Source organism: Nocardia vermiculata NBRC 100427 (assembly GCF_001613265.1).
Taxonomy (GTDB): domain Bacteria; phylum Actinomycetota; class Actinomycetes; order Mycobacteriales; family Mycobacteriaceae; genus Nocardia; species Nocardia vermiculata.
In genome coordinates this window covers 90193-114666 of record NZ_BDCA01000015.1, presented here as the reverse complement: position 1 = coordinate 114666, position 24474 = coordinate 90193, and the positions used below count along the sequence as shown (strand labels likewise).

The 24474-nt window shown below is 66.4% G+C and carries 22 protein-coding genes; 8 read left to right on the top strand and 14 right to left on the bottom strand.

What is annotated here, in order from left to right; translation table 11 throughout:
• The first annotated feature begins 17 nt into the window (after positions 1-17).
• Complete coding sequence (locus NV2_RS16995) at positions 18-953, top strand: ketopantoate reductase family protein (RefSeq protein ID WP_067874848.1); 936 nt, start codon at positions 18-20, stop codon at positions 951-953.
• Between the two features lie 276 nt (positions 954-1229).
• On the top strand, positions 1230-2171 hold the full coding sequence (locus NV2_RS16990; protein ID WP_067874846.1) for a pentapeptide repeat-containing protein: 942 nt from the start codon (positions 1230-1232) through the stop codon (positions 2169-2171).
• On the opposite strand, the gene NV2_RS16985 is transcribed toward NV2_RS16990, so the two are convergent.
• The 6 genes from NV2_RS16985 to NV2_RS16960 are packed head-to-tail and all read right to left on the bottom strand — an operon-like array spanning position 2102 to position 8063.
• Positions 2102-3025 (bottom strand): cyclase family protein, encoded by a 924-nt coding sequence (locus NV2_RS16985; RefSeq protein ID WP_067874843.1) that lies wholly within the window; start codon positions 3023-3025, stop codon positions 2102-2104. The two genes, NV2_RS16990 and NV2_RS16985, sit on opposite strands and share 70 nt — an antisense overlap.
• Positions 3026-3085: 60 nt before the next feature.
• On the bottom strand, positions 3086-4210 hold the full coding sequence (locus NV2_RS16980; protein ID WP_067874839.1) for an acyl-CoA dehydrogenase family protein: 1125 nt from the start codon (positions 4208-4210) through the stop codon (positions 3086-3088).
• Position 4211: 1 nt separating this feature from the next.
• Positions 4212-5042, bottom strand: coding sequence for an enoyl-CoA hydratase/isomerase family protein (locus NV2_RS16975; protein ID WP_067874836.1), 831 nt, complete (start codon positions 5040-5042; stop codon positions 4212-4214).
• Complete coding sequence (locus tag NV2_RS16970) at positions 5039-5989, bottom strand: acyl-CoA dehydrogenase family protein (RefSeq protein ID WP_067875008.1); 951 nt, start codon at positions 5987-5989, stop codon at positions 5039-5041. Before NV2_RS16970 ends, NV2_RS16975 begins: the two co-directional genes overlap by 4 nt.
• Positions 5986-6915, bottom strand: coding sequence for an acyl-CoA dehydrogenase family protein (locus NV2_RS16965; RefSeq protein ID WP_067874833.1), 930 nt, complete (start codon positions 6913-6915; stop codon positions 5986-5988). Before NV2_RS16965 ends, NV2_RS16970 begins: the two co-directional genes overlap by 4 nt.
• 2 nt (positions 6916-6917) lie before the next feature.
• Positions 6918-8063, bottom strand: a complete 1146-nt coding sequence (locus NV2_RS16960; protein ID WP_067874830.1) for an acyl-CoA dehydrogenase family protein — start codon at positions 8061-8063, stop codon at positions 6918-6920.
• A gap of 313 nt (positions 8064-8376) precedes the next feature.
• Between NV2_RS16960 and NV2_RS16955 the strand changes: the two genes are divergently transcribed.
• The 3 genes from NV2_RS16955 (at position 8377) to NV2_RS16945 (ending at position 12064) form a co-directional block, all read left to right on the top strand.
• Positions 8377-9918 (top strand): class I adenylate-forming enzyme family protein, encoded by a 1542-nt coding sequence (locus NV2_RS16955; protein ID WP_067874826.1) that lies wholly within the window; start codon positions 8377-8379, stop codon positions 9916-9918.
• 9 nt (positions 9919-9927) lie between these two features.
• Positions 9928-10398 carry a MaoC family dehydratase gene (locus NV2_RS16950; protein WP_067874823.1) on the top strand — a complete coding sequence of 157 codons (471 nt, stop codon included), beginning with the start codon at positions 9928-9930 and terminating at the stop codon, positions 10396-10398.
• Positions 10399-10564: 166 nt separating this feature from the next.
• On the top strand, positions 10565-12064 hold the full coding sequence (locus NV2_RS16945) for an MFS transporter (RefSeq protein WP_067874820.1): 1500 nt from the start codon (positions 10565-10567) through the stop codon (positions 12062-12064).
• On the opposite strand, the gene NV2_RS16940 is transcribed toward NV2_RS16945, so the two are convergent.
• From NV2_RS16940 to NV2_RS16920, 5 genes are read right to left on the bottom strand one after another with little or no spacing between them, the layout of a single operon-like run.
• Positions 12054-12848, bottom strand: a complete 795-nt coding sequence (locus NV2_RS16940) for an IclR family transcriptional regulator (protein WP_067874818.1) — start codon at positions 12846-12848, stop codon at positions 12054-12056. The genes NV2_RS16945 and NV2_RS16940 overlap by 11 nt on opposite strands.
• Positions 12838-14427 carry an AMP-binding protein gene (locus NV2_RS16935; protein ID WP_084474893.1) on the bottom strand — a complete coding sequence of 530 codons (1590 nt, stop codon included), beginning with the start codon at positions 14425-14427 and terminating at the stop codon, positions 12838-12840. The genes NV2_RS16940 and NV2_RS16935 overlap by 11 nt, the downstream gene beginning before the upstream one ends.
• Positions 14428-14471: 44 nt before the next feature.
• Positions 14472-15242 carry an SDR family oxidoreductase gene (locus tag NV2_RS16930; RefSeq protein WP_067874815.1) on the bottom strand — a complete coding sequence of 257 codons (771 nt, stop codon included), beginning with the start codon at positions 15240-15242 and terminating at the stop codon, positions 14472-14474.
• Positions 15243-15252: 10 nt separating this feature from the next.
• Positions 15253-16053 carry an enoyl-CoA hydratase/isomerase family protein gene (locus NV2_RS16925; protein WP_067874812.1) on the bottom strand — a complete coding sequence of 267 codons (801 nt, stop codon included), beginning with the start codon at positions 16051-16053 and terminating at the stop codon, positions 15253-15255.
• A gap of 2 nt (positions 16054-16055) precedes the next feature.
• Entirely contained in the window at positions 16056-16931 is an 876-nt protein-coding gene (locus tag NV2_RS16920; RefSeq protein WP_067874809.1) for a cyclase family protein, read from the bottom strand.
• Positions 16932-17248: 317 nt separating this feature from the next.
• On the opposite strand from NV2_RS16920, the gene NV2_RS16915 reads away from it, so the two are divergent.
• The 3 genes from NV2_RS16915 (at position 17249) to NV2_RS16905 (ending at position 20479) form a co-directional block, all read left to right on the top strand.
• A complete protein-coding gene (locus NV2_RS16915; RefSeq protein WP_084474889.1) occupies positions 17249-18046 on the top strand; it encodes a FadR/GntR family transcriptional regulator in 798 nt (265 codons plus the stop codon).
• Positions 18047-18222: 176 nt separating this feature from the next.
• Positions 18223-19491, top strand: coding sequence for an NADH:flavin oxidoreductase (locus tag NV2_RS16910; protein ID WP_067875002.1), 1269 nt, complete (start codon positions 18223-18225; stop codon positions 19489-19491).
• 127 nt (positions 19492-19618) lie between these two features.
• A complete protein-coding gene (locus tag NV2_RS16905) occupies positions 19619-20479 on the top strand; it encodes an SDR family NAD(P)-dependent oxidoreductase (protein ID WP_067874806.1) in 861 nt (286 codons plus the stop codon).
• Between the two features lie 41 nt (positions 20480-20520).
• Here the strand turns inward: NV2_RS16905 and NV2_RS16900 are convergent, their stop codons facing one another.
• From NV2_RS16900 to NV2_RS16890, 3 genes are read right to left on the bottom strand one after another with little or no spacing between them, the layout of a single operon-like run.
• Positions 20521-21711 (bottom strand): CoA transferase, encoded by a 1191-nt coding sequence (locus NV2_RS16900; RefSeq protein WP_067874803.1) that lies wholly within the window; start codon positions 21709-21711, stop codon positions 20521-20523.
• Positions 21712-21731: 20 nt separating this feature from the next.
• The gene (locus NV2_RS16895; protein ID WP_245662641.1) at positions 21732-22919 is read right to left on the bottom strand and encodes an acyl-CoA dehydrogenase family protein; all 1188 of its coding nucleotides are present in this window, start codon (positions 22917-22919) and stop codon (positions 21732-21734) included.
• Positions 22920-22948: 29 nt separating this feature from the next.
• A complete protein-coding gene (locus tag NV2_RS16890) occupies positions 22949-24415 on the bottom strand; it encodes an aldehyde dehydrogenase (RefSeq protein ID WP_067874797.1) in 1467 nt (488 codons plus the stop codon).
• Positions 24416-24474: the final 59 nt, after the last annotated feature.

Below are 24474 nucleotides of genomic sequence, written 5' to 3'. Positions count from 1 at the left end.
GGGACAAGGGAATACGTATGAAGATCGCGATAGTCGGTTGTGGCGCAATGGGGTCGATCTACGCCGGCAAGCTCGCCGCCGCCGGCAACGACGTCCTGGCGGTGACCCGGCGGCCCGAGACCGCCGACCGGATCTCCCGGGACGGGTTGCGGATCACCGGGCCCGAGTCCGATGTGGTGGTCGCTCTGCGTGCCGCCGATACCGCTCCCGCGGAGCGGATGGAACTCGTCGTGCTCGCCGTCAAGGCCTCCGACGTGGCCGCTGGGGCGCGCGCGGCACTGCCGCTGCTCGGCGAGTCGACTCCGGTGCTGACGATTCAGAACGGTCTCGGATCGGCGGACGCGGTGGCCGAGATCGTCGGTGGGCACCGCGTCGCCGTCGGCATCGCGAGCGGGTTCGGCGCCTCGCGTCGCGGGCCGGCCCACGTACACCACAATGCCATGAGCGCGATGCGATTCGGGGCCTATTCCACCCTCGACCACTCGCTCGTCGACACGATCGCGGACGTCTGGCGTGCCGCGGGCTTCGATGCGGCTGCCGTGTCCGATATCGCCGCGATGCAGTGGGAGAAGTTGATCTGCAACGTCGCCTACAGCGCGCCGTGCGCGCTGACCGGGATGACCGTCGGCGAGGTCATGGACGATGAGCAGATGGGGCGAGTCAGTCGCGCGGCCGCCACCGAGGCGTGGACGATCGCCCGTGCGGCCGGCATCGCGATAACCGTTGCGGATCCGGTCGAACACGTGCGCGCATTCGGCGCCCGGATGCCCGCCGCCAAACCTTCGGCGTTGCTCGACCACGAAGAGCGTCGGGCCAGCGAAATCGACGTGATCAACGGTGCCGTGCCGCGACAGGCGGAGCGGATCGGTCTCGAGGCGCCGGTGAACGCGACCCTGACCGCCCTGGTGAAGTCCATCGAACACCGTTGGACACGGCATGCTTCGGACGCGTGAGGCCGTCTGGCGCATCAGCTGACAGGCCGAGCGGCGCGTGGGCGTCATGGACGGCCGGACCACTGTTGACCTGCACGTGATGGGATCTTGCGTGAAGTCGGCACATGCGTTTACTCCGTTGCTCCTCGGCGCATACCCCGAGGACTGTACGACCGCCACGCCGTATCCGCTCGATTACTTTTCGATGACGATTGTTATGGAAACGTCCGACCGGTTATACCGTCGTTACAGCAAATAGGGCTTTTCTGGGCGTTGCACGGCGTTTAGGAGGTTCGAATGGTAGCGCTCGTACAACATCGATCACCGCCGTCGGCGGCGAATGCGCTGGTCGCGGATGCGGCGAATTCCACGGATTCAGGTCGGCGCAGGCGGTTTCGGCGGCCGCTGAATCCGGTCGACGCGTTCGATTCGGCAGCGGCGGATCTGTATGTCGGTGAGCCGGCGGCGCAGGTTTCGGCGGTGCACGCACTGGCCGATGTCGCCGACGGTTCGCCGTTCACCCGGCGCCAGCAATGCGTCGACGTGCTCTGCGGCTATCTGCGGGAACCGTGGCCGACTGGGCGGGATATGGGGGACGAGCGGACCGTACGTGACACGATCGTCGCGGTTCTCGCCGACCGTATGCGCCGCCGCCGTATTCGCGGCAACTGGTCGGGCGTGGCGATCGATCTGCGGAACGCCTACCTCGAGAATGTCGATTTCACCGAGGCGGTATTCCGTGGGCCGGCGCTGTTCGAATCCGCCACCCTGGCCGGGGTGACACGTTTCGACGGTGCGACGTTTCTCGGGCAGACCCACTTTCAGTCCGCTGTCTTCGATACTGCCTGGTTCCGGGAGGCGGTGTTCACCGATTCCGCCCGATTCTTCGGAACCCGGTTCGGCAGCGGCCGTTTCGACGAAACCACCTTCCGGGACTGCGCACAATTCCCGCTCGCGGTCTTCACCCGCGAGGCCCGCTTCTATCGCACCGCATTTCAACGCGGAGCGTATTTCGACAGTGCGCAGTTCCGTGGTGATGCCGATTTCGGCGCCGCCGACTTCACCGGTCCGGCACGATTCGACGGGTCCACCTTCACCACCGGCAGCTCATTCGACCATGCCCGGTTCGACAGCCCGGTCGCTGCGGCGCAGCGGAACTCGGTCGAAACTCACCGAATGGCGAGAGGATTGATCGGGGAGCCCACGCCTCGGGTGAACTTCAGCGGTGCACCGGTGTAGAAGAACTCGTAGGTTCCGTCGGCGGCGCAGGCGGCGGACAGCTCTTCGAGGTCGAGCATCTCGGCGAGTGTCATACCCATGTCCCGGATCAGCACCATGTGCAGTTCCATCAGGGCGTCGGGGTTCTCACCGGGCGCCACCTCTACACCCCAGTTGTCCGAGCCCACGACCGCGACGTCGTGCTCCCGCAGCCAGGTGGCGCATCCGAGCCCCAGACCCGGTTCGCCCGCCATGAATCCGGCTGCGTCCCCTTCGGCGACAAACTTGGCCCGCCAACCGGTTCGGATCAGCACGATGTCGCCGGCCCCGACCTGGACGTTCTGGGCGGCCGCGACGGCGTCCAGTTCTTCCGGGCCGATCACGGTGCCCGCTTCGAGCCAGTCCACTCCGCGGTACTTCGCGACATCGAGTAGGACCCCGCGTCCGGCGATACCTTTGGCCTGGGTGTGGATTCCGCACTTGTCGGCGCCCTTGACCGTCACCCCGGAGCTGGGGTGACCGTTGTAAAGCTGCTCGTCGTAGTACACGTGGGCGAGCGAGTCGTACTGTGAACCGGCCTGCAGCGGCATGAAGATGTAGTCGTCGGCGTATTTGAATCCGCCGGGAAACACCTGTTCCTGGCCGTTCTCCGCCATCAGCCGGATCGGGTTGTTCCGGAAACCGCCCGGCTGCGGACCGTCACTGTCGAGTGGGATACCCAGGTCGAAGACCTCGCCGGTGCGCACCAGACCGGCGGCGGCCGCGACGCGTTCCGGCGTGATCAGGTTGGTGGTTCCGCGCTCGTCGTCGGCGCCCCAGCGACCCCAGTTTCGCACCTTCCGGCCGAGCTCACGCATGTTGGGAACGGCGGTCATATCGGACTCCTTACTGTAGAAATGACATCCGTGCCGGCCGGCGACGGGTTCCGATGGGGCTCAGCGTTTGCTGTCCAAGCCGAGGGCCTGCTTCGCGATCAGAGTCCGCATGACCTCGGACGTGCCGCCGCCGATCGTTTCCAGAATCGCCTGCCGCCACATGAATTCGACATCGGTACCGCGAACCAGCGCTTCCGGGGAGCCGAATTCCAGGCCCGCGCGGGCGATCTCCTGGCACAGCACGGTGCCGGCGAGCTTGTGGTATGCGGCAGCGACCGCGGACGGTTCCCCGCTGGTGATCTCACCGAGCAGCGCCAGCGACAACGCCTCCACCTCCCGCACTTTCACCGCAAGGGCCGAAAGACGTTGCCGCACCATCGGTTGGGTGTCGAGACCGGTCGTGGTCACCCAGTCGACGAGGTCCTCTAGGTCGCGTCTGACCCGCTTGGGTGGGAACTGCACGTGCCGCTCCACCGCGAGCGCCGAGCCGACGACCTGCCAGCCCTGATTTTCCGCGCCCACCCGATTCTCGACGGGCACCTCGACACCGTCGAATCGGACCTCGTTGAGCCGCCCGCCCTCGAGCGTCGGAATCGGGGAGACCTGCACGCCCGGCGACGTCAGCGGCACGATGAACACGCTGAGCCCGCGGGAGCGGCTGCCGGGTTCACCGGTGCGCGCGAGCAACCAGATGTTGTCGGCCCAGTGCGCGTTGGAGGTCCAGCATTTCGCCCCGTCGATGCGGTACACCTCGCCGTGCCGGGCGGCTCGGGTGCGCACCGAAGCCAGGTCGGAGCCCGCTTCCGGTTCGGAGTAGCCGAGGCAGAAGTTCATCGTGCCCGCGCGCAACGCGGGCAGATAGCGTTGCTGCTGTTCGGCGGAACCGTGTGACATCAGCGCCTTGGCGACCAGGCCCGGACCCATCGGCGGCCGCGCGACCCGCGCATACGCCATTTCGTCCCACAGGATGAACTCGTAGGTCGGCGGCAGCCCCGCGCCGCCGAATTCCGTCGGCCACGACAGCGACAGCCAGCCGCGTGCGCCCAGCTCTCGGTAGAGCTCCTTGACCGTTTTCCAGGCGTCCGGGGTGCGGTGGAAGTACCCGTTGGTCCCCTGGAACCGGTCGAGCAGGTGCAGTACCTCGCGCCGGAACTCCTCTTCCTGCGGCGAGAATCCGAAGTCCACGTCAGGCCTCCGGCCGCGGAGTGGTCGTCCAGTGAGGTTCGCGGCGTTCGCTGAAGGCGCGGGGTCCTTCCTTGGAGTCCGGGTGCGCCCAATGCAGCCGCAGCAGCGCCCAGCCGTACTCGCAGGCCTGGGTGTATCCCATCTCGAGCGAATTCCAGACCGCCTGCTGGGACAGCGATACCGCGGCCGGCGAGTTCTTCACGATGCTGCGCGCGATGTCCTGCGCCGTCTCCATCACCTTGTCCGGTGCGACCAGTTCGTCGACCAGGCCCAGCTGATAGGCGCGCTCGGCGGGCAGTCGATAGTCCTTGCCCATCAACGTCATCCGGAGTGCGGTGCCCAGCGGCAAGCGTTTGGCCAAGCCGATGTTCTCCATCGCACCGACGAGCCCGACATTGACATGGGTGTCCATGAAGGCGGCGGTGTCGGCCGAGACGACGATGTCGGCGTCGACGACGAAGTGCAGGCCCGCACCGGCGACCAGCCCGTTGGCCGCACAGATGACCGGTTTCCATACCCGGTTCTGCCGCGGCGACCAGTAGACCTCGTCGGTGAGCGGACCGGTTCCGGTACTCATACCGCCGCGGGAAGCGACCACGTTCACATCGGCGCCGGTGCAGAAGTGCCGGTCGCCGGCTCCGGTGACGATGGCCGCCCGGATCCACGGATCGTCGCGGACCTCGCCCCAGACTTCCTTCATCACCGGCATCATCGTCCCGGTCAGCGAATTGCCCTTGTGCGGGCGGTTGAGGGTGATGTAGGCGATGTGGTCACGCTTGTCGAACAGCACCTCCGGTTCGGTGTGCTGTGCTTGCTCGTCGTGCTGCGTCATTGCTCTACCCTCTCTGCGGAAAAACCGGACAGGACTTGCTGTTCGAGCTCGGTGTCCATGCCGGTCGGCAGCGTGAGCTGCCGGATACGTTGTGTTATATGGCCGATCGGTCCCTCGACCGAGTAGCCGATCGCGCCGAGCGCCTGATGCGCAGCGAACGCGGCGTTCATGGCGGCCCGCGACGCCGACAGTCGTGCTGCCGCGGGCAGCCCTCTGTTGTCGGTATGCGGTTCGTCGGTGGCTCGGGCCGCGAGAATGGACAGCTTCTCCGCGGCTTCGAGCTCCAGGCTCGCGTCGACCAGTGGGTGCGCGACGGCCTGGAAGGATCCGAGGGTCCGGCCGAACTGTTCGCGGGTGCGGGCATGGTCGACAGCGGTGTCGAGGACCCGCCGCCCGGCACCCACCGCATATCCGGCCAGCGCCAGATGGAACAGGTCGCCGGCGGCCGCGACGCGCTCGAGGGGATGCTCCCGCTCGACCGAGATCCGGGCCCACGGCTCGTTGCCCAGCGTCTCCACCGGTTCGGCGGCTCCGACCCGCCGCACCACCCAGGCCCCGGCACCGGTCCACTCGATGTGGATATCGGCGATCTCCGCCCAGGGCATCAGCGGCGCAGTGCCGACCGACACCAGCTCGGTTCCCGCTACGAGCCCGCCGATGCGATCCGCGGGTAGGGCGTGCGCGGCGAAGAAGGTGGCCGGCACCGGACCCGGCGCCACCGAATGCCCGAGTTCGATTGCCGTAGCGAGGATCTCACCGGAACCGCCCTCTTCCGACGGCACCGCCATGGCGAAGACTCCGAGCTCGGCCAGGCCGGTCCAGAACTGCTCCGGAAAGGGGGGACCGGGTGCGCGTTGGATATCGTCGGTGCACTTGGCATGGCAGTACCCGCGCACCGCCTCGGCGAGTGCCTGCTCGTCTCGGGTGAACGCGGCCGGGCGGTTCACGACACGTCCCCGCCCCATCGTGCGGCGACCAGCGCTCGCCGATGCCGGCGCAGCCCGCCGAGTTCGGTCCGCAATGCCTGCAGCCGAAGCGTGTAGAGGTGCAGATCGTGCTCCCGGGTGAGTCCGATGGCTCCCAGGAACTGGTGGGTCTCGCGCGTCACCTTCTGCAGGGCAGCCATCGTGTGTGCCGCGGCGGTGGCCGACGCCTGTTCGGGCGCGCCGTGGAAGGCCGCCTCGTAGGTGAGCCAGCGCGCCCCCTCGACCAGGACGGTCAGTTCCGCCGCGCGGTGTTGCAGCGCTTGGAAGGATCCGACCGCGCGCCCGAAGGTGCGGCGGTCCTCCGCGTACCGGACGGCGATGTCGAGGGCTTTGTCCATCATCCCGATCGCCTCCGCGGACATGCCGACCCGCCACCAATTGATCATGGTCGCGGCCGTTCCCGGGGCCAGGTCTTCGCCGGCATCGGAGGCGACCCGGCCCAGCGAGTATCCGTAGGCCGACGGCAGGGCAGCCTCGGCCGTCGGCGACGAGTGCGCCAGCCTGCATCGGTCCTTACCTGCGGCCAGCACCGCGGATGCTTCGGCCCCGAACCGCACGGGCCGGTTCTCACCGCCGAGCACCAGCGCCACCGCGCCCTCGACCGAGTCGACACCCAGTGCGGGCAGCACCAGCAGGTGCGCGGTGGCCGCGATCGTGCCGAGATGGGCGCCGATTCGCTCCACGGCGAGAGTGGCCCCGAGCGGGCCGACGCTCTCCTCGGTGAACGAGTCGAAGAACCCGCCGACCCGTAGCTCTCGTTCGAGGGCGTGGTCGTACCCTTCGACCGCGGCCAGAGCGCGGCACCGCTGCACGCCGGCGTGCCGAACGAGAAGTGTGTCGAGCGCGTCCAGCACCGGTCGCTGTGTTTCGGAGAGTTCGAAATCCATGTCTAGTCCTTCGGCATTCCCAGGATGAGCCGCGATATCAGGTTGAGTTGCACCTCGTAGCTGCCGGCCGCGATACCGGCGCCGAGGGAGTTGCGGAACTGTGCATCGCCGAGGGAGCCTTCCACCAGAGCCTCGCTGCCCATGACGTCCAACGCCAGATCACCCACGGCACGCTCGGCCTGCACCATCGCCGCGCGGGCCTGATAGGCCAGCGGTGAGGGCTCCTTCTGTTTGGCGCGCTCGTCGATCACGCGGTACACGAGCACCCGCGCGGCTTCGCACAGCGTGCGCGCCTCGCCGAACTGTTCCTGCACCCCGGGATCGTCCAGCAGTCCACGGCTGCCGGCCCATTCGGCGAGGCCGTCGAGCACCAGTGCGGCGCGGGCATACCGTGGTGCGCCGACCCGCTCGTAGGCGAGCGTGCGGCGCACGATGTTCCACCCGTTGTTCTCTTCGCCCAGCAAGGCGCTGTGTGGGAGACGCACGTCGGTGAGGAACACCTCGTTGAAGGAGTGCTCGCCCACCAGGCAGTCGATGCGGCGTACCTCGACGCCGGGAGTGTCCATCGGCAACAGGAATACGGAGATGCCGTCGCCGCGGGACCCGGGCGGGCCGGTGCGCGCCAACAGGAAGCAGTAGTCGGCGGCGTTCGCGTAGGAGGTCCAGATCTTCTGACCGTTGAGCACGTACTCGTCGCCGTCGCGCACCGCGCGAGTCTTCAACGACGCCAGGTCGGTTCCGGCTTCCGGCTCGGAGAATCCTTGGCACCAGAAGACCTCACCGCGTGCGATGGGCGGCAACAGACTCTGCTTCTGCTCCTCGGTGCCGTATTTGATGATCGCCGGGCCCACCCAGTTGACGTTCATGTATTGCGGCCCACGCGGCTCGCCGCGCTTCCACATCTCCTCGCCGAGCACGAAGTGCTGCCAGGCGCTCTGGCCGCTGCCGCCGTACTCCTGCGGCCAGTGCGGGGTCAGCCAGCCTTTGGTGGCGAGTTTCCGTACGAACGACTTCGAGAACTCGGTGTACACCGCGCTGCCGAGGCCGGTGCCGTCCGACCGCGACCAGTCGCCGGTCAGTTCGGCGTCGAGATAGTCGACGAGCTCGGTGCGGAAGGCCGCGTCCTCCTTGCTCCACGCGAATTCCATCAACGACCCCCATCGGTTCGGGTCGGTCCGGCCGGCCCACTTGCCGGGAGGCTGGGGGTGCAATCCACTGAGTTGCTCCTAACGTGATGACAACGGTTCGACGCTGCGGAGTGAAACCCACAGTCGAGGATACGGAATAAGTCCGATTTGCAGCTATATGCAGGCGAAATCGCGCCTGTCCTCCATAAGAGTGTACTCAATGGCCGAAGTTTGGCAAGATTTATGAGTACACTCAATGCCGGTGTGACTCATTCGGCAGGAACGATGCCGCACACGGTGCCCGTGCGATGCGGGCACGGAAGGGAGAGAGCGCATGTGTGCAGCACTGACGTTGCCGTCATGGCTGGCAACGATCGGGACGCAACCCCATGGCGTGCACCGCCGTGCGATGCGCGACGAATTCGGCGAGATCTCCTACGCCGAACTCGTCGCGATCATGAACGGTGTCGGCGCGGGACTACGGGATGCGGGAATACGACCCGGTGACCGGGTGGTGACCGCCATGGAGCCCTCCATTGCGCACGTCATGGCGATCCTGGGGACGATGGCCGCGGGCATGGTGGCCGCGCCGCTCAACACTCGGCTGACCGCCGCGGAGATGCGGACCTATCTCGCGACACTCGAACCGAGTCTCGTCGTCGCCGATCCGACCTATGCCGATCCCGTCCGTCGAACCGGTTACCGCGTGATCGAATTGCCGTCGGCGGCCACGAGGGTGCCGGGCATACAGCGGTTGGCACCGCTGTATGCGCCCGCTCGGGAGCGTGTCGAGGTTCCCGAGGTGCCGGAAACCGCCCCGGCGATCATCTTCCCGACCGGAGGCACCACCGGAGCTCCCAAGGGGGCGGTGCATACCCACCGCAGTATGTGGTTGTGGCTGAACACCTGCGCCCACGGCAATCCGCGCACGCCTTCCGACATCGAACTGTGCTTCTCGCCCTTCTTCCACATCACCCTCGGCACCAGTGTGCTGACACCCCTGCTCGCCGGCGGCGAGGTGTGGATACAGCGCCGCTTCGACGCCGGCGCCGCCCTCGCCGCGATCGACGACGGAGCCAGCCGGCTCATGGGGGCGCCGACGATGTTCACCGCCCTGCGGGAGCACGAATCCTTCGCCGCGACCCATCGCGAAACAGTGACCGCGATTCGCTACGGCTCGGCACCGTCCACCGGCGACTTCGTTCGCGACCTGGTCCGCGAGTTTCCCAACGCCCGGATCCGGGCCGGCTTCGGCGCAACCGAATTCGGGTCCGTGATCGGATTCGACCATGAAGACCTGGAGGCCGGGCGGTATGCCGGGGTGGGGCGTCCGCTACCCGGGGTCGTCGTCCGGATCGTGGGAGACGACGGCCGCGAGATGGCGGCAGGCGAGGTCGGCGAGCTCGTCGTGTCCTGCCCGTGGCAGACCCAGGGCTACTTCGGCCTGCCGGGGGAAACGGCCGAGACCTTCCGGCCCGACGGCGTGCATATCGGCGACCTCGCCTCCCGGGCCGAGGACGGCTGGCTGTCCATCGCTGGGCGGAAAAAGGAAATGATCATCAGTGGCGGCGAGAACGTCTTTCCTCGCGAAGTCGAAGAGGTCGTGTTGAACCATCCCGGAGTGGCCGACGCCATCGTGTACGGAATGCCGGACGAATACTGGGGTGAACGAGTCGAAGTGGGCATCGTCGCGGCCCCGGGTACCACCGTCGTCGTCGACGAACTCCGGGAGTATTGCCGAGACAGTCTCGCCGGCTTCAAAATTCCGAAGACGATGCGGCTGCTCGACTCCATCCCCCTGACTCCGAACAACAAGCCCGACCGCAGAGCGGTGCGCGCCGTGGCGCTCGAGGCTGTTGGTTCGGTCGACGAATAGAGAAACCTCATGGTGTTTCGACAGCTACCCCTGACAGTGAACAACATCGACGAATGTCGAGCGCTCGTAGGTGTCGATATCGGACCCACCGACTGGCGCGTGATCACCCAGGAACATATTCAGGCGTTCGCCGATCTGACAGGCGATCATCAGTGGATTCACGTCGACGAAGAACGAGCATCCCGCAGCCTGCACGGCTCGACGCTCGCTCATGGTCTGTACGTTCTGGCGCTCGCTCCAGATTTTATGGCCTCGCTCCTCGAATTCCGCGGATTCTCACGGAGTCTCAATTACGGATACAACCGGGTGCGGTTTCCCGCACCCATCCCGGTGGGCTCGTCGATTCGCATGCGTGCGATGGTGACCGCGGTTGTCGACGTCGATGGTGGCGCCGACGTGGTCACCGCCCGTACCTATGAACGACTCGGGTCGGTCAAACCGGTGTGCGTGGCAGAGAACGTCGGTCGCTACTACGAGTAGTTTCATTGTTTCCGCTCGGTGGAAAGAAGCTGTTGCCGCACCGCCTGCGAAATTAGCCTGAACTGGTCGGTCGTGATATCGGTCACAGGCGTTCATCGCCGGAAATATCGCCGACTCTGTGAACCGCCGTACCGGCGGCATTCTTTCTCGGATCGGACACCCACTCATGAGTATTGACGCATCCCCACCCCCATGCGATAGCACCGACGAGGACCGGGGCTGGTCCCCACGTCTGGTGTGCTCGCTGGTCTCGATTGTGCTGCTCCTGGAAATGCTCGCGGTCAGCTACATGATGATCTCGATCGCGTTGCCCGACATTCTCGTTCACTACGAGACCACCCAGGGCGCGTGGTTGCTCACGGCTTTCCTGCTCGTCGGCGCCATCTCCTGCCCACTGGTCGGCCGGCTCGCCGACCGGCACGGCAAGCGCGCAATACTGCTGGGCTGCGCCGTGTCGGCCGCGCTCGGGTCGCTGCTGTCGGCTCTGGCCCCGACGTATCCGGTGCTCATCGCGGGCCGCGCACTGACCGGTCTGCTGACGCCGTGTCTGTTCTTGAGCTACAGCTTGATTCGCGATGTGTATCCGAAGCGCACCGTGCCGATGGCGGTCAGCATCGCCACGAGCGGGATGGGAGCTATCACGGTCCTCGCCCCGTTCCTCGCCGGATGGCTGATCGACACCTTCGGGTTCCGCAGCATCTTCTGGTTCACCATGATCGGGTTGGCCGTGCTCGCCGTCCTGATCGCATTCACCACCGCCGAGACCTCGATTCGCACCGACGGGCGGCTCGATCCCATCGGGGCCCTGTTGCTCAGCGGCGGTCTGGCGGGCGTTCTGGTGGCAATCAGTTTCGGTCCGCAGTGGGGATGGACGGCACCCTCGACACTCGGAACTCTCATCGGTGGTGCTGTGCTGCTGGGGTTCTGGCTCGTCTCCGCGCGAAGGGTGCGTGAGCCGCTCATCGATCTCCCCGTCCTGTGTAGCCGACCCGTTGCGCTCACCACGATCGGGGCCGGAGCCTGCTACGGTGCCGGCGTCGTCTTCTCACTGGTGCTACCGCTGATGTGCATGACACCGTCGACCCTCGGGCTCGGCTACGGATTCGGCGTGACCGCACAAGGCTTCTCGATTTTTCAGGCGCCGTTCGGGGCGGCGACGTTGGTGGGCGGGATCGTGGTCGGTCTCTGTGCTCGACGGGTGCCCTTGCGCAGCCTCATGGCGGCCGGTCTGCTGATCGAGGTCCTCGCGGCAGCGCTGGCGGCCGGAGTGCACGACCACAAGGTGCTGCTCATCGTGTTCATCGGTGTGTTCGGTTTCGGTCAGGGGCTCATCTACGCATCCATTCCGAATCTGGTGATCGCGGCCGTCGTGCCGAAGCTGCAGGCCAGTGCCGCGAGCATTGTCGCGGTGGCGCAAAGCCTCGTCTCGGCGATCGTGCCGATCATCGCTTTCGCGATCCTCAACTCGCGGATCGCAGTGGTCGCCGGCGAGCAGACGTTCTACAGCGACCTCGGTATCACCCTCGTGTTCGTGCTGTCCGCGACGGTGGCGGCGATCGGGGCCATCGCGGCTGCCACGTTGCCCCGGACGATTCGCCCACTGGCACTGAACGATTCCGGCAGCCTCGGCGCGTCGGCGAAACCGGGCGCAGAGGTCACGGCGTAACGGATCGAAGTGATCGGGGGCCGGGCGTGACACCCGGCCCCCGATCCCGGTAACTACGCCAGATACCTTGCGCGGCACGCCGAAGGGGAGCAGCGAGCAGATGACCGGCTCGGATATCGGCGATCGCCCCGCACACGGAGACAGCCGCGATCACGGCATCCGGCGGCCCGACAGGTGTTCCGATGCACCCGACCCCGTGGGCCGTCTGCCCGTGCTCGACGGCGATCCCACGGTCGCGGACCCGGGCCAGTTCGGCGTGCAGTCGCTGTACATCGGCAGGAGGCGCCAGCCCGCGGCCGTGGTGCTCGACCGCGAGGATGCGGTGCAGCTCGTCCGGCGGCAGGTGGGCGAGTATGGCCTTGCCCACACTCGTGTGCAGGGCCGGCTGCCGCCGGCCGATCCGCGCGGGGATCCGGGCGGCGGGCCCCCGGCCGAGCTTCTCGAGGTAGACGACATCGGCGTTGTCCAGCACAGCCAGATGCACAACGCGTCCCGTCACCCGGTGCAGCTCGTGCAGGAAGGGCAGCGCCGCTCGGTGCAGTCGGCTCTGATACTGGGCCAGGGAACCCAATTCGAGTAAGCGCGTTCCCAGTTCGTAGTAGCCGCCCTCGCGGTGCACCCACCGCAGTTGCACGAGTCGCTGCAGCATCCGATGCGCCGAGGAACGCGGCAGACCGGTTCTGTTCACCAGCTGTTCGAGGGTGAGACGATCGGAGCCCTCGAACGCGTCGAGCAGCAATGCGGCGCGGTCCACCCCGAAGCGGTGGCCTTGGTCAGTGGGCATCGCGCAACTCGGCCTTCCTGATCTTGCCCGTCGCCGTCTTCGGCAGCTCGCCGAAAACCACCGACGCGGGCACCTTGAAATGGGCGATACGCGCCCGTAGCCAGCTGATCAGTTCGCTCTCGGTGAGCAGGTGATCCTCGCGCAGGGCGACGAATGCCAGCGGAACTTCGCCCCAGCGCGGGTGGCTGCGGGCCACCACTGCCGCTTCCAAGACGGCGGGATGCTCGAGCAGCGAGTTCTCGACCTCGATCGAGGAGATGTTCTCGCCTCCGCTGATGATGATGTCCTTCATCCGGTCGTGAATCTCGATGTAGCCGTCGGGATGGCGCACCGCGAGGTCGCCGGTATGGAGCCGGCCACCCTCGAACGCCGCCCGAGTGGCGGCGGGGTTGTCGAGGTAATGGGACATGACGGTGTTGGACCGGACCACGATCTCGCCGAGGGTGCCGCCGTCGGCGGGAACATCGTCGCCGCGCTCGTCGAGCACTCGGACCGATTCCACACTCAGGGTGCGTACTCCCTGCCGGGAGAGTTTGCGCGAGAGGTCGTGTGCGTTCAACGACGACCACGACGGTCGCGGCTCGCACACCAGCGAGGGGCCGTAGGTCTCGGTCGCGCCGTACAGGTGCAGGATCTGCACGCCCATGCCGGACATCGCCTCGATCGCAGCTGGGGACGGCGGTGCACCGCCCACCGCGAAGAGCACATCCTGGTCGAATTGGCGGTGCCGAGTGCGGCTCTCCTCGACCAGTCCACCCAGCACCACCGGTGCGCCGCACAGGTGTGTCACGCCGTGGTCCGCGATCAGGTCCAGCACCCGGGCCGAATCGACCTTGCGCAGCGTGATGTGCTGAGCCCCCACGGCGGTCACCGCCCAAGTGAAACACCAACCGTTGCAATGAAACATCGGCAGCGTCCACAGATACCGAGAATCGGCGCGCAGCCCGGTGGCCACCACCTGGCTCAAGGCATTGAGGTAGCAGCCGCGGTGGGTGTAGACGGCGCCTTTCGGTCCCGCGGTGGTTCCGGAGGTGAAGTTGATCGCCAGCGGCGCGCGCTCGTCCTGCGGCAGGCGGAGCGAGACGCCACGCACGGAGCGCAGCCAGTGCTCGTAGCCGTCCCGGTCGTCGGAATCGGTGATCGTCACGATCACCCGGATCTGCGGCAGCCGACTCGCCACCTGTTCGACCCGTTCGACCAGCGAGGAGTCCGCGATGACCACCTTGGCTCCCGACCTGCGCAACAGATCCTCGTACTCGGGCGGTGAGAGCCGGGTGTTGAGCGCGACCAGCTCGCAGCCCGCACCCGGCACGCCGTAGTGGGCCTCCAGCAGCGGAGCATCGTTGGGCGCGAGAATCGCGACCCGATCCCCGGGGCCCAGGCCCAGCGCACGCAGGTTCGCTGCCAGCCGCTGCGCGCGGTCGAGCAGACCCGACCACGAGATCTGTTCCCCGGCATCGGTTATCAAGGCGAGGTCATCGCCTTTGATCTCCGCCGTACGGTGCAGAAAGCTCAGTGGGCTCAGTGGTACGTCGTTCGCCATCATCTCGGCCGGCAACACCGTGTCCGTCGGCTCCATGAACGTCTTCCTTCTCCTGGGTCGAAACAGAACTCGAGGTCGAATCAGAACTTGCCGAGGCTGCGCCCGCCGTCGATCACCAGCTCGGCTCCGGTCACATAACCGGCGAAGTCACTGAGCAGATAGGTGGCGGCCTGCGCTACCTCTTCGCGGAACGCCAGTCGTCCGGCCGGGATGGTCGCAAGTGCCTCGGCGCGTGCCTCGGGCGTCGAATGCAGCACCGACGCACCCGAGGTGTCGTCGGTCAGGCCCGGGGTGACCAGGTTGACCCGGACTCCGTATCGACCCCATGCCGAGGCCAGCGATTTGGTCATACTGCGGACACCGGCTTTGGCACTGGCCGAGTGCACGGTCGTGGCGCTGCCGTGCTCGGCCATGGTCGTCCCGATACTGAGGATGGAACCGCCGCCCCGCTCGATCAGCTCCCGGCCCACGACCTGGGTACAGTTCCAGCTGCCGTTGAGCACGATCCCGATCACGGCCTGCCAGGCGTTGAGCGACATGTTCTCGGGAGCGACGCGGAAGTTTCCCGCCGCGCAGTTGACCAGGTGGTCGATCCGACCGAAGCGGCCGATCACCGCGTCGACGACCTCCTGCACCCGGTCGCGGTCGCGCACATCGGCGCTGTAGGCCGCGGCAGATCCGCCGCGGGAGCGGATATCGGCGGCGACTTCCTCCAACTGTTCGCGGCGACGCCCGAGCACCGCCACATCGGCTCCCAGCCGCGCGAGTTCGCGAGCAATGGACTCGCCGATACCGGATCCGCCGCCGGTGACGACAGCGACCCGCCCTTCGAATGAGTTCGGTGGCAGCACGTTCGGTTCCTCAGGATGGTGGGTGATCGGTGAACACAGGACTACGTCGTTCGAAGAAGGCGCGGCGGCCCTCGTCGAAGTCGCTCGAGGTCAGCAGCCCGATCTGGGCGTCGGCTTCGGCGGCCAGCAGGGAGTCGAAGTCCTGCAGCGGATTCGCCAGGATGCGTTTGGTGGCCGCCAGCGCCGGCGCGGACGCCCGGGCCAGCTGCGCCGCCCGGTCGAGCGCGACACGCTGCGTCTCGCCCGGGGCAGCCAGCTCGTCGGCTATTCCGATGCGGGCGGCTTCGGGTGCCGCGACACTCTCCGTGAAGAGCAGGAACCGCCGCGCCCGTGCGGGGCCGAGGCGTCCGGTGAGGCTCCAGAACAGTCCGGTATCGCCTACCAGGCCGAGGAGTCCGAACGATGCGGTGAAGCGGGCGTTCTCCGCAGCGACGACGTGATCACACGCCGCCGCCAGTGAGAGTCCCAATCCGGATGCCCCGCCCTCCACCGCGGCGATCACCGGCTTCGGACCGTGCACGATCGCCCGTGCCAGCCGGGTGAGCAACGTCATTCGAGCGTGCGCGGCACCGGGCTCCTGCGACATGGCACCGATATCCGCACCGGCACAGAAGAATCCGCCGGAGCCGGCGAGCACGATCGCGCGAATGCCGTGGTCGGTGTGGGCGGCCTCGAGCTGTCCGGCCAGTTCTCGGCGCGCGTGGTCGTCGAGCGCATTACGTCTGCCGGGACGGTTCAGGGTCAGCAGCAGTACCGCGCCCTTCCGGGAGCGCAGAACGGCCGGCTCGCCGTCGCCGTGTTCGTCGCGCATGATCAGACGATGGCAATCGGGCGGATCGGCGAACCGGTGCCACCGCGAATCGACAACGGCAGCGCGACGAACAGGAAACTGGTCACCCCCGCGGCAGCCGGCTCCTCGCAGTCGACCCACTCCATGATGTGAATTCCCTGTTCCTGCAACAGGAACAGGTGTACGGGCAGCGGGTTGCCCGGGACCGAGGAGGGGCGCACCTCGAACGACTGGGTGTCGGCACCCACATAGCGGACACCGCGCTCGGCCAGCCAGCGGGCTCCGCTCAGATCGACGCCGCTGCCGCCGCTTTCCTGCCGGATCCGCTCGGCATCGGGCCAGAAACGCATCTGACCGGTGCGGACCAGGACCGCGTCGCCGGCCTCGATCTCCACATCTGCGCGCTGTGCGGCGCCGGCGAGGTGTTCGGCATCGACCGCGAATCCCGGTGGCAATGCGTCCAGTCCGAGTAGTCCCGGGATGTCCAGCAGCACTCCACGGCACACGATCGGCTCGAGTGCGGCCGCGTCGCCACGGCGGGCGCCGTAGTCTCCCACTGCGTCCGAGGCGGCGACTCCGCCGTGCCATTCGTCGTTCGGCCCCTTGGTCACATGGCACAAGGCGTCGATGTGGGTGCCGGTGTGCAGGCTTCCGGAGATCAGCTCGGAAACGTATCCGAACTCGACGGCATTCGCTTCCGGGTCGTCGAACGGGAAGCGCTGGTCGACCCGTTGTCCGCCGGGGGAGTTGTAGGTGACGACCTCGAAACGGGGGTAACCCTCGAAGTTCGGCATATGCCGCCACCACCCCGTAGACAGGTCGTAGATCGTCCCGGACCGAGGCCGGCTCAGTGCGCGGATGAGTGCATCGCCACGAACCGATCCGGTTGGTGCGTTCATTGCTGGCTCCTTTTCCTTGCGGGATCGAGCACGGCTCGGGTCGCTCGAGGGGAGCTCTTCGCACTAATAGAGTTCACTGTCCTCGACATCGCGTAGCCGTGCGACGCGGCGCATCCCGGCTAGAGATATCCGAAGCAACCGGGGCTCACGGTAGTATAGTGCACTCTTTATTAAGTGTCGAGACCTGCGTCACTCTCTGAATGGATGTCATACGCATTGGTGACCCTATAGAGGACACTCATACTGTGTGGCTATGTGTTGCTCCGGAAGGGCTATTAGGTGCACTTAAAAGAAGGTGCGGTAGGTAGTATCAGTCCATGGTCGGTGGACAGAAGGACGACGTGGTGAGCGCAGGTCGCGGTGGGCGGCGGCTGGCCGAGACGGTCGCCGAGCGGATCGAGGCAGATATCATCGCCAACGGTTGGCGCACCGGGACCATCCTCGGTTCCGAATCCGAGCTCATCGAGCGATACGGTGTCAGCCGCGCGGTCTTCCGGGAAGCGGTCCGGCTCGTCGAACATCATCAGATGGCCGCCATGCGACGCGGTCCGGGCGGTGGACTGGTGGTGACCGAACCGGATCCCGGGGTCGTTCGTCACGCGGCCCGGGTATATCTGCGCCACGCCGAGGTGACGCGAGAACAGTTGTTCCAGGCCCGCATGGCGCTCGAACTCGCCGGGGTGGTCACGGCAACGGAACGGTTGACCGAAGCCGGGATCGCCCGCCTGAACGATGCGCTGCATACCGAGCAGGAGCTGGTGACGCACGGCGTGACTACCGGTCACTTGCGGAATCTGCACAGCGAGATCGCTGAACTCACCGGCAATCCCGCCATCACGCTCTTCGTCGAAGTCCTTGCCCAACTCGACGAAGAGATGGTGCAGCAGGGGTGGGACAGTCGAGAGTCCCACCCGGACTGGGCAGAAGGGGCAGCCGCCTCGCACCAGGCGCACGAGGCAATCGTCGCGGCGATCACCAGCGGCGATGCCGCCTTGGCCCAATACCGCATGCGCCGGCACCTGCAGGCGATTGCTGCGGTGCTCGAAGAGCCACCGGCACCCGAGCTCGTAGGCTCCGACGCTCAGGACGGTGACAACACCACGGCCGTTCGCTGAGTCGTCCCCCTCAGCGGGACGGCCGGTCACCCGGCTCGACGTCTGTGTCTAACATCACGCGGCGTAACGAACTATCGCGATCGTTCTCTCACCGATCGCAGCCCGCACAGCCCCGGGCGAACGCCATTTCGTGAACTCGGATCATGCCGACGGAGCACACCGGGAAGGCCCACATCATGCCCTCTGAGCAAGCAACCACCGATCACGCCTCCGACCCTTTCGCACCGGCCACCCTCGGCCCCGTGCGACTACGGAATCGGTTCATCAAGGCGGCCACGTCGGAGGGGCGTTCGCCCGACGGCCTGGTCACCGACGATCTGATCGACTTCCACCTGGCCTTCGTCCGCGGCGGGGTCGGGATGACAACCGTGGCGTATTGCTGTGTCGCCCCGGAAGGAGCCAGCGCTCCGGGGCAGATCGTGATGAGCAACGCGGCACTTCCGGGACTGAAGAAGCTGACCGACGCTGTCCACGCGGCAGGTGGAGCGATCTCCGCGCAGCTCGGACATGCGGGAGTGGTGGCGTCGAAGAAGATCACCGGCATCACTGCGCTGTCGCCGAGTAAGTTCGTCAATCCTTCGTCCTTCGAGTACTGCCGCCCGATCCGGCGGCACGAGATCGAGATCGTGATCGACCAGTTCGCCCGAGCGGCAGAGGTGGCGGTCGAGGCGGGCTTCGACGCGGTGGAACTGCACTTCGGTCACCTGTACCTGCCGAGTTCCTTTCTCAGCCGGAAGATCAACCGGCGCAAGGACGAATACGGCGGCAGCATCGAGAACCGATCCAGATTCGTCCGCCAGATCGCGCAGCGGGTGCGTGAAGTCGTCGGCGACCGTGCCGCGGTCACCGCGAAACTGAGCATGGACGACGGTATCCGCGGCAGCATCTGGCTCGACGAGTCGATTCGCACGGTCCAGCTGCTCGATCGCGACCGCAACCTCGACGCCATCGAACTGACCCAGGGATCCTCGGTCTACCACCAGATGTACCTGTTCCGCGGTGACGTGCCGATCGACGGCTTCGCCTCCGTCCAGAAGGAGCCGTTCAAGACGGGTGTGAAACTCTTCGGGCGCAAGGTGCTCGGCGAGTATCCCTACGAGGACCTGTACATGCTCGAATCCGCGCGCCAGTTCGTGCCCGCGGTGAAACATACGAGGCTGATCCTGCTCGGCGGAATCAACAACGCCCAGCACGCGCAGCGAGGCCTGGCCGAGGGCTTCGACTTCGTGGCCATGGGCCGCGCGCTGCTGCGTGAACCCGACCTGGTGCACAAGATGCAGGCGGAGCCGACCACCAACGGCCGTTGCAATCACAACAACCGCTGCATGTTCACCGTCTATGGCCGCACGCACTGCGTGCTCGACCCACAGCAGGTGAGACCCGAACCGGTCGACAGTGCCGCAACGGAATTCGCGGCCCGTGCCGACAGCCGTGCACGGCACTGATCCTGGGCGCGGCACTACCGCCTTTCCGGCCACCGGGAAGGCGGCTGTGCTGCTGACGGCCCATCCGGTTCGGTGGTGGCACGGGTCGCACGATTCGGTGTGAATTGTCGGGCAGTGGAGGGAGTCGATGGTGGGTTCGGAACGAGTCGTGGTGGTGACCGGCGCCAGTCGTGGTGCGGGGAAGGGAATCGCGCTGGCCCTGGGGGAGACCGGGGCGACGGTCTACGTCACCGGGCGGACGCGGAACGAAGGGGATGCGCCGCTGCCGGGCACCGTGTTCGCGACCGCTGAGGAGATCGGTCGCCGCGGCGGCCGCGGCGTGCCCGTCGTGCTCGACCATCGAGACGACGCACAGGTCGAGGCCTTCTTCGAACGCCTTCGCGACGAGCACGGCCGCCTCGACATCCTGGTCAACAACGCGCTCACGGTGCCCGACGGCCTGACCGAGAAGGGGCCGTTCTGGGAAAAGCCGCTGTCGCTGCTCGACCTGCTCGATGTCGGCATGCGTTCGACATACGTCACCAGCTACTTCGCCGCGCCGCTGCTGGTCGCAGGCGGTGGCGGACTGGTCGTGAACACGTCGTCGTTCGGCGGCACCTGCTACATGCACGGACCGGCCTACGGGGCCGGCAAGGCGGCGGTGGACAAGATGGCGCACGATATGGCAGTCGATTTCCGGCCCTGGAACGTGGCGGTCGTATCGATCTGGATGGGGCTACTCGCCACCGAACGCACACTCGCCGGATTCGCCGCCGATCCGGGCGCCTACGACGGCCTCGCGGCGACCGCCGAGTCGCCGGAATTCACCGGCCGCATCATCGCCGCCCTCGCACGCGACCCGGAGTTGATGACCCGTACCGGCCGGGTACTCGTCGGCGCCGAGATCGCCCAGGAACTCGGCGTGGTGGATACCAAAGGACAGCAGCCGCCCTCGCATCGGCCGATGCTGGGCAATCCTCCGGTGTTCTCCGAGGCGGTCATCGACTGACCTGTGCTCCGGCGGAAACGTCGAGGATGATTCGACGGGTTCTATCGCCGGAGTTCAGCTTCGCTGTGTGTGCGCTCCGGTGGTTCGACGATGATGTCGTCGGTGTGTTGCCCGAGCGTGGGCGCGGCGCCACAGTGTAGGTGCCGACCGTCGAACAGGGCGGCTGTTCCCGCCGCCAGGTAGGTGCCGATACCCGGTTGCTCGAGTTCGGTGAACAACGGATTGTCCTGAACATCTGGTGAGACAAAGGTTTCGGCGAATGTGCGGTAGCGTTCGTGCAGGACTGCACATGTGCTCAACGTCGACGTGATCTCCTCGGCGGTATGTCTCGAGAACCAGTCGGCGAACAGCGCAGTGAGAAGATCGCGGTGCCGGTACCTGTCGGCGTCGCGTGTGAAGTCCGCGCCCAGCGCGGACTCGAGAGCCGCGATCGCGGTGGCGGTGCCGGTGGCCGAGACCAGGCCGCGGAAGTGTCTCGGGGTGAGCGCCACGATCATGAAGCGGGCACCGTCGGCGGCGACGAAATCGGTTCCGTACGTGCCGTACACGTGGTTGCCTGTGCGCGGCCTTTCGGATCCGTTGACCTGAACTTCGGTGAGGTATCCGAGAGTTCCCGCGATCGAGAGCGCGACATTGTCGAGCGGCAGCGTGATGTGCATGCCTCGTCCGGTTCCGGCACGGCGAAGTATCGCCGCGGTGAGTGCGAACGCCGCGTAGAAGCCACATGCGATATCCCACGCCGGCAGCGCGTGATTGACCGGATCGCCGTGGTTCGGCGGGCCGGTGACGTAGGGGAACCCGGTGGCGGCGTTCACGGTGTAGTCGACTCCGGGGGTGCCGTCGCGCCGCCCGAGGATCTCGAGGGTGATGACATCGTGCCGCATCCGCTCGAGGGTTTGGTGGTTGAGCCAATCGCGTCCCCCGGCGTTGGTCACGAGGATGCCGCCGCCGTCGCCCCGCGCGGTGATCAGTCGCTGAATCAGTTGCTGACCTTCGGTACTGCGCACGTCGCAGATCACCGACTGCTTACCTCGATTGAGGCCGGTCCAGTAGATACTGGTGCCGTCGCCGGTGGTCGGCAACCGGGTGTGGTCGGCCGCGCCACCCGGCGGATCGATGCGAATCACCTCGGCGCCCAGCTGTGCCAGCGAGAGCCCGCACAACGGCGCGGCGACGAAACTGGAGACTTCCACGACACGAAGTCCCGACAGCGGAAGGTTATCGGTGGACATGTATTTCCGTCCTGTGCGGGTCAGGCGCGCGATCGGTACGCGCGCAGCAGGCCACGACTGATGATGGTTTTCTGAATTTCGCTGGTGCCCTCACCGATCAGCAGGAACGGGGCTTCACGCATCAGTCGTTCGATTTCGTACTCCTTCGAATACCCGTAGCCGCCATGGATTCTGAACGATTCCTGAGTGACATCGACGCAGTATTCGCTGGCAACCAGTTTGGCCATTCCCGCGGTGATATCGTTACGTTCACCGGTCCCTTTCAGACGCGCTGCGTTGACCATCATGAGGTGCGCGGCTTCTATTTTGGCAGCCATATCGGCGAGTTTGAATGCGATAGCCTGGTGTTCGGCGATCGGCTTGCCGAAGGACTTGCGCTGCTGCGCGTAGTCGATCGCGAGCTCGAAGGCGCGGATCGTGATCCCGCACGCCCGCGCCGCGACGTTGACGCGACCGACCTCGACGCCATCCATCATGAACCCGAATCCCTGATCCGGCGCCTCGCCGAGGACCTGAGTCGCGGGGATACGGAAGCCGTCGAATACCGCTTCGGTGGTATCGACCCCTTTGTAACCCATTTTCTCGATCTTGCCGGGGATGGTGAGACCGGGGGCGACCTCGCCGAAACCTTCGGGCTTCTCCACGAGGAAGGTGGTCAGCCGCCGGCTCGGCTTCGGGTCGTCGCCGGTACGCGCGAGCAGAGCGATGAGATTCGACGAGGCACCGTTGGTGAGCCACATCTTGGCTCCGTCGATCACGTACTCGTCCCCGTCGCGGCGCGCACGGGTCTTGACCGCCGCGACGTCGGAGCCGAGGTCGGGTTCCGACATCGAGAACGAACCCCGGATCTCGCCGGTTGCCATCCGGGGCAGGTAGCTGTTCTTCTGTTCGGGAGTGCCGTGCCGGGCGATCATGTGCGCGACGATGAAATGCGTATTGATCACCCCCGATACGCTCATCCAGCCCCGGGCGATCTCCTCGACGACCAGCGCATAGGTCAATAGTGATTCACCGAGGCCACCGTATTCCTCGGGAATGGTCAACCCGAACAGGCCCATCTGCTTCATGGACTCGACGATCTCGCTCGGGTAGCGGTCGGCCCGTTCGAGTTCCTGCGCGTGCGGAATGATCTCCTTGCTCACGAATGCCCGTACGGTGGACAGGATGTCGATCTGAACCTCGGACAGGCCCGCGGTCTGTGCAAGCACAATTTCCTCCTTGTTGCGGTGTCGTCGGGCTATCCGATCTGTGCGGCGCTCGCATAGATGGACTTGTATTCGAGGTAGCTGTCCAAGGCTTCCGGTCCGAGTTCGCGTCCGAGGCCGCTGCTCTTCATGCCGCCGAAGGGAGCGCCGAGATCCTGCAGGTAGTAGTTCACGCCGATCGTCCCGGTGCGGATCCTGCGGGCTACGGCGATGCCGCGCTGCTCGTCGGTGGTCCAGACCGATCCGCCGAGGCCGTATTCGCTGTCGTCGGCCAAGCGGACGGCATCGTCGTCATCGTCGTAAGGGGTGACGGTGATGACAGGCCCGAAGATCTCTTCCTGGGCGATGCGTTCGGAGTTGTCGACATCGGCGAAGACGGTCGGCTCCACGAACCAGCCCGCGGGCAGTGCGCTCGGGCGGACGCCGCCGGTTACCAGCCGCGCGTTCGTCTTCTTCCCCAGGTCGATGTAGCCGAGCACCCGGTCCAACTGGGCTTCGCTGGCCATCGGCCCACAGGTGACCGTCGGGTCGAGCGGGTTGCCCACAACCATTTCGCGTGCGTACTGGGCCACGGCGTCGACGACCTCGTTGTAGCGCGACCGCGGTGCCAGCACTCGCGTCTGCGCGGTGCAGGTCTGTCCGTTGTTCTGGAACGACGCATCGCCCAGTCCGGCGACGAAGGTGGTCAGGTCGGCATCGTCGAGCACGATGGCCGCGGACTTTCCGCCGAGTTCCAGCGTGCAGCGCCGGATCAGCCGTCCGCATTCGGCGCCGATGATTCGTCCCGCCGCGGTGGATCCGGTGAATGCGATCTTGTCGACCAGCGGATGTGATACCAGCGCCGAGCCGGCTTCCCGTCCCGCGACCACGATGTTCAACACACCGGGTGGGAGGCCCGCTTCGGCAGCAGCTTCGCCGAGCACGTAACCGTCCAAAGCGGTTTCGGGGGCGGGCTTCAGCACGACGGTGCAGCCCGCGGCGAGGGCGGGCGCGATTTTCATCATCGCGAGGACCTGCGGATAGTTCCACGGAGTGATCGCGCCGACGACACCGACGGGTTCCCGGCGCACGATCGTCGATCCGGCTTGGCTGGGGCGGGCCTGCTCCAGGGCCATGGTCTCGATGGTGTCAGCATACATCCGCAGCAGGCCCGCGGGCGCCGCGCCGTTGAAGATGTTGGACAGTGCGATCGGCATGCCGTTTTCCCGGCTGACCAGAGTCGAGGTGTGCTCCGCGCGGGCCGCGAGCGCCTCGGCGAACCGGCGCATGACGGCTGCCCGTTCGGCGGCCGTGGTGCTGCCCCACGGGCCGTGCAAGGCGCGGTGGGCAGCGCGGACGGCGGTGTCGATATCTGCTTCGGAGCCCAGAGCTGCTGTGCCCAACGGTGTTCCGGTGGCAGCTTCCAACGCCAGATGAGTGTCGGCGCGATGTGGTGCCACCCATCGTCCATCGATGTAGAAGCGAGTGCGGTCGAGATCGATGTTGTCTGTGGAGGTCACGGTTGTCTCCTGGGGTGGTGGGGCTGGTGGATGGTTCGTTCGGTCGACCGGTCCGTGCT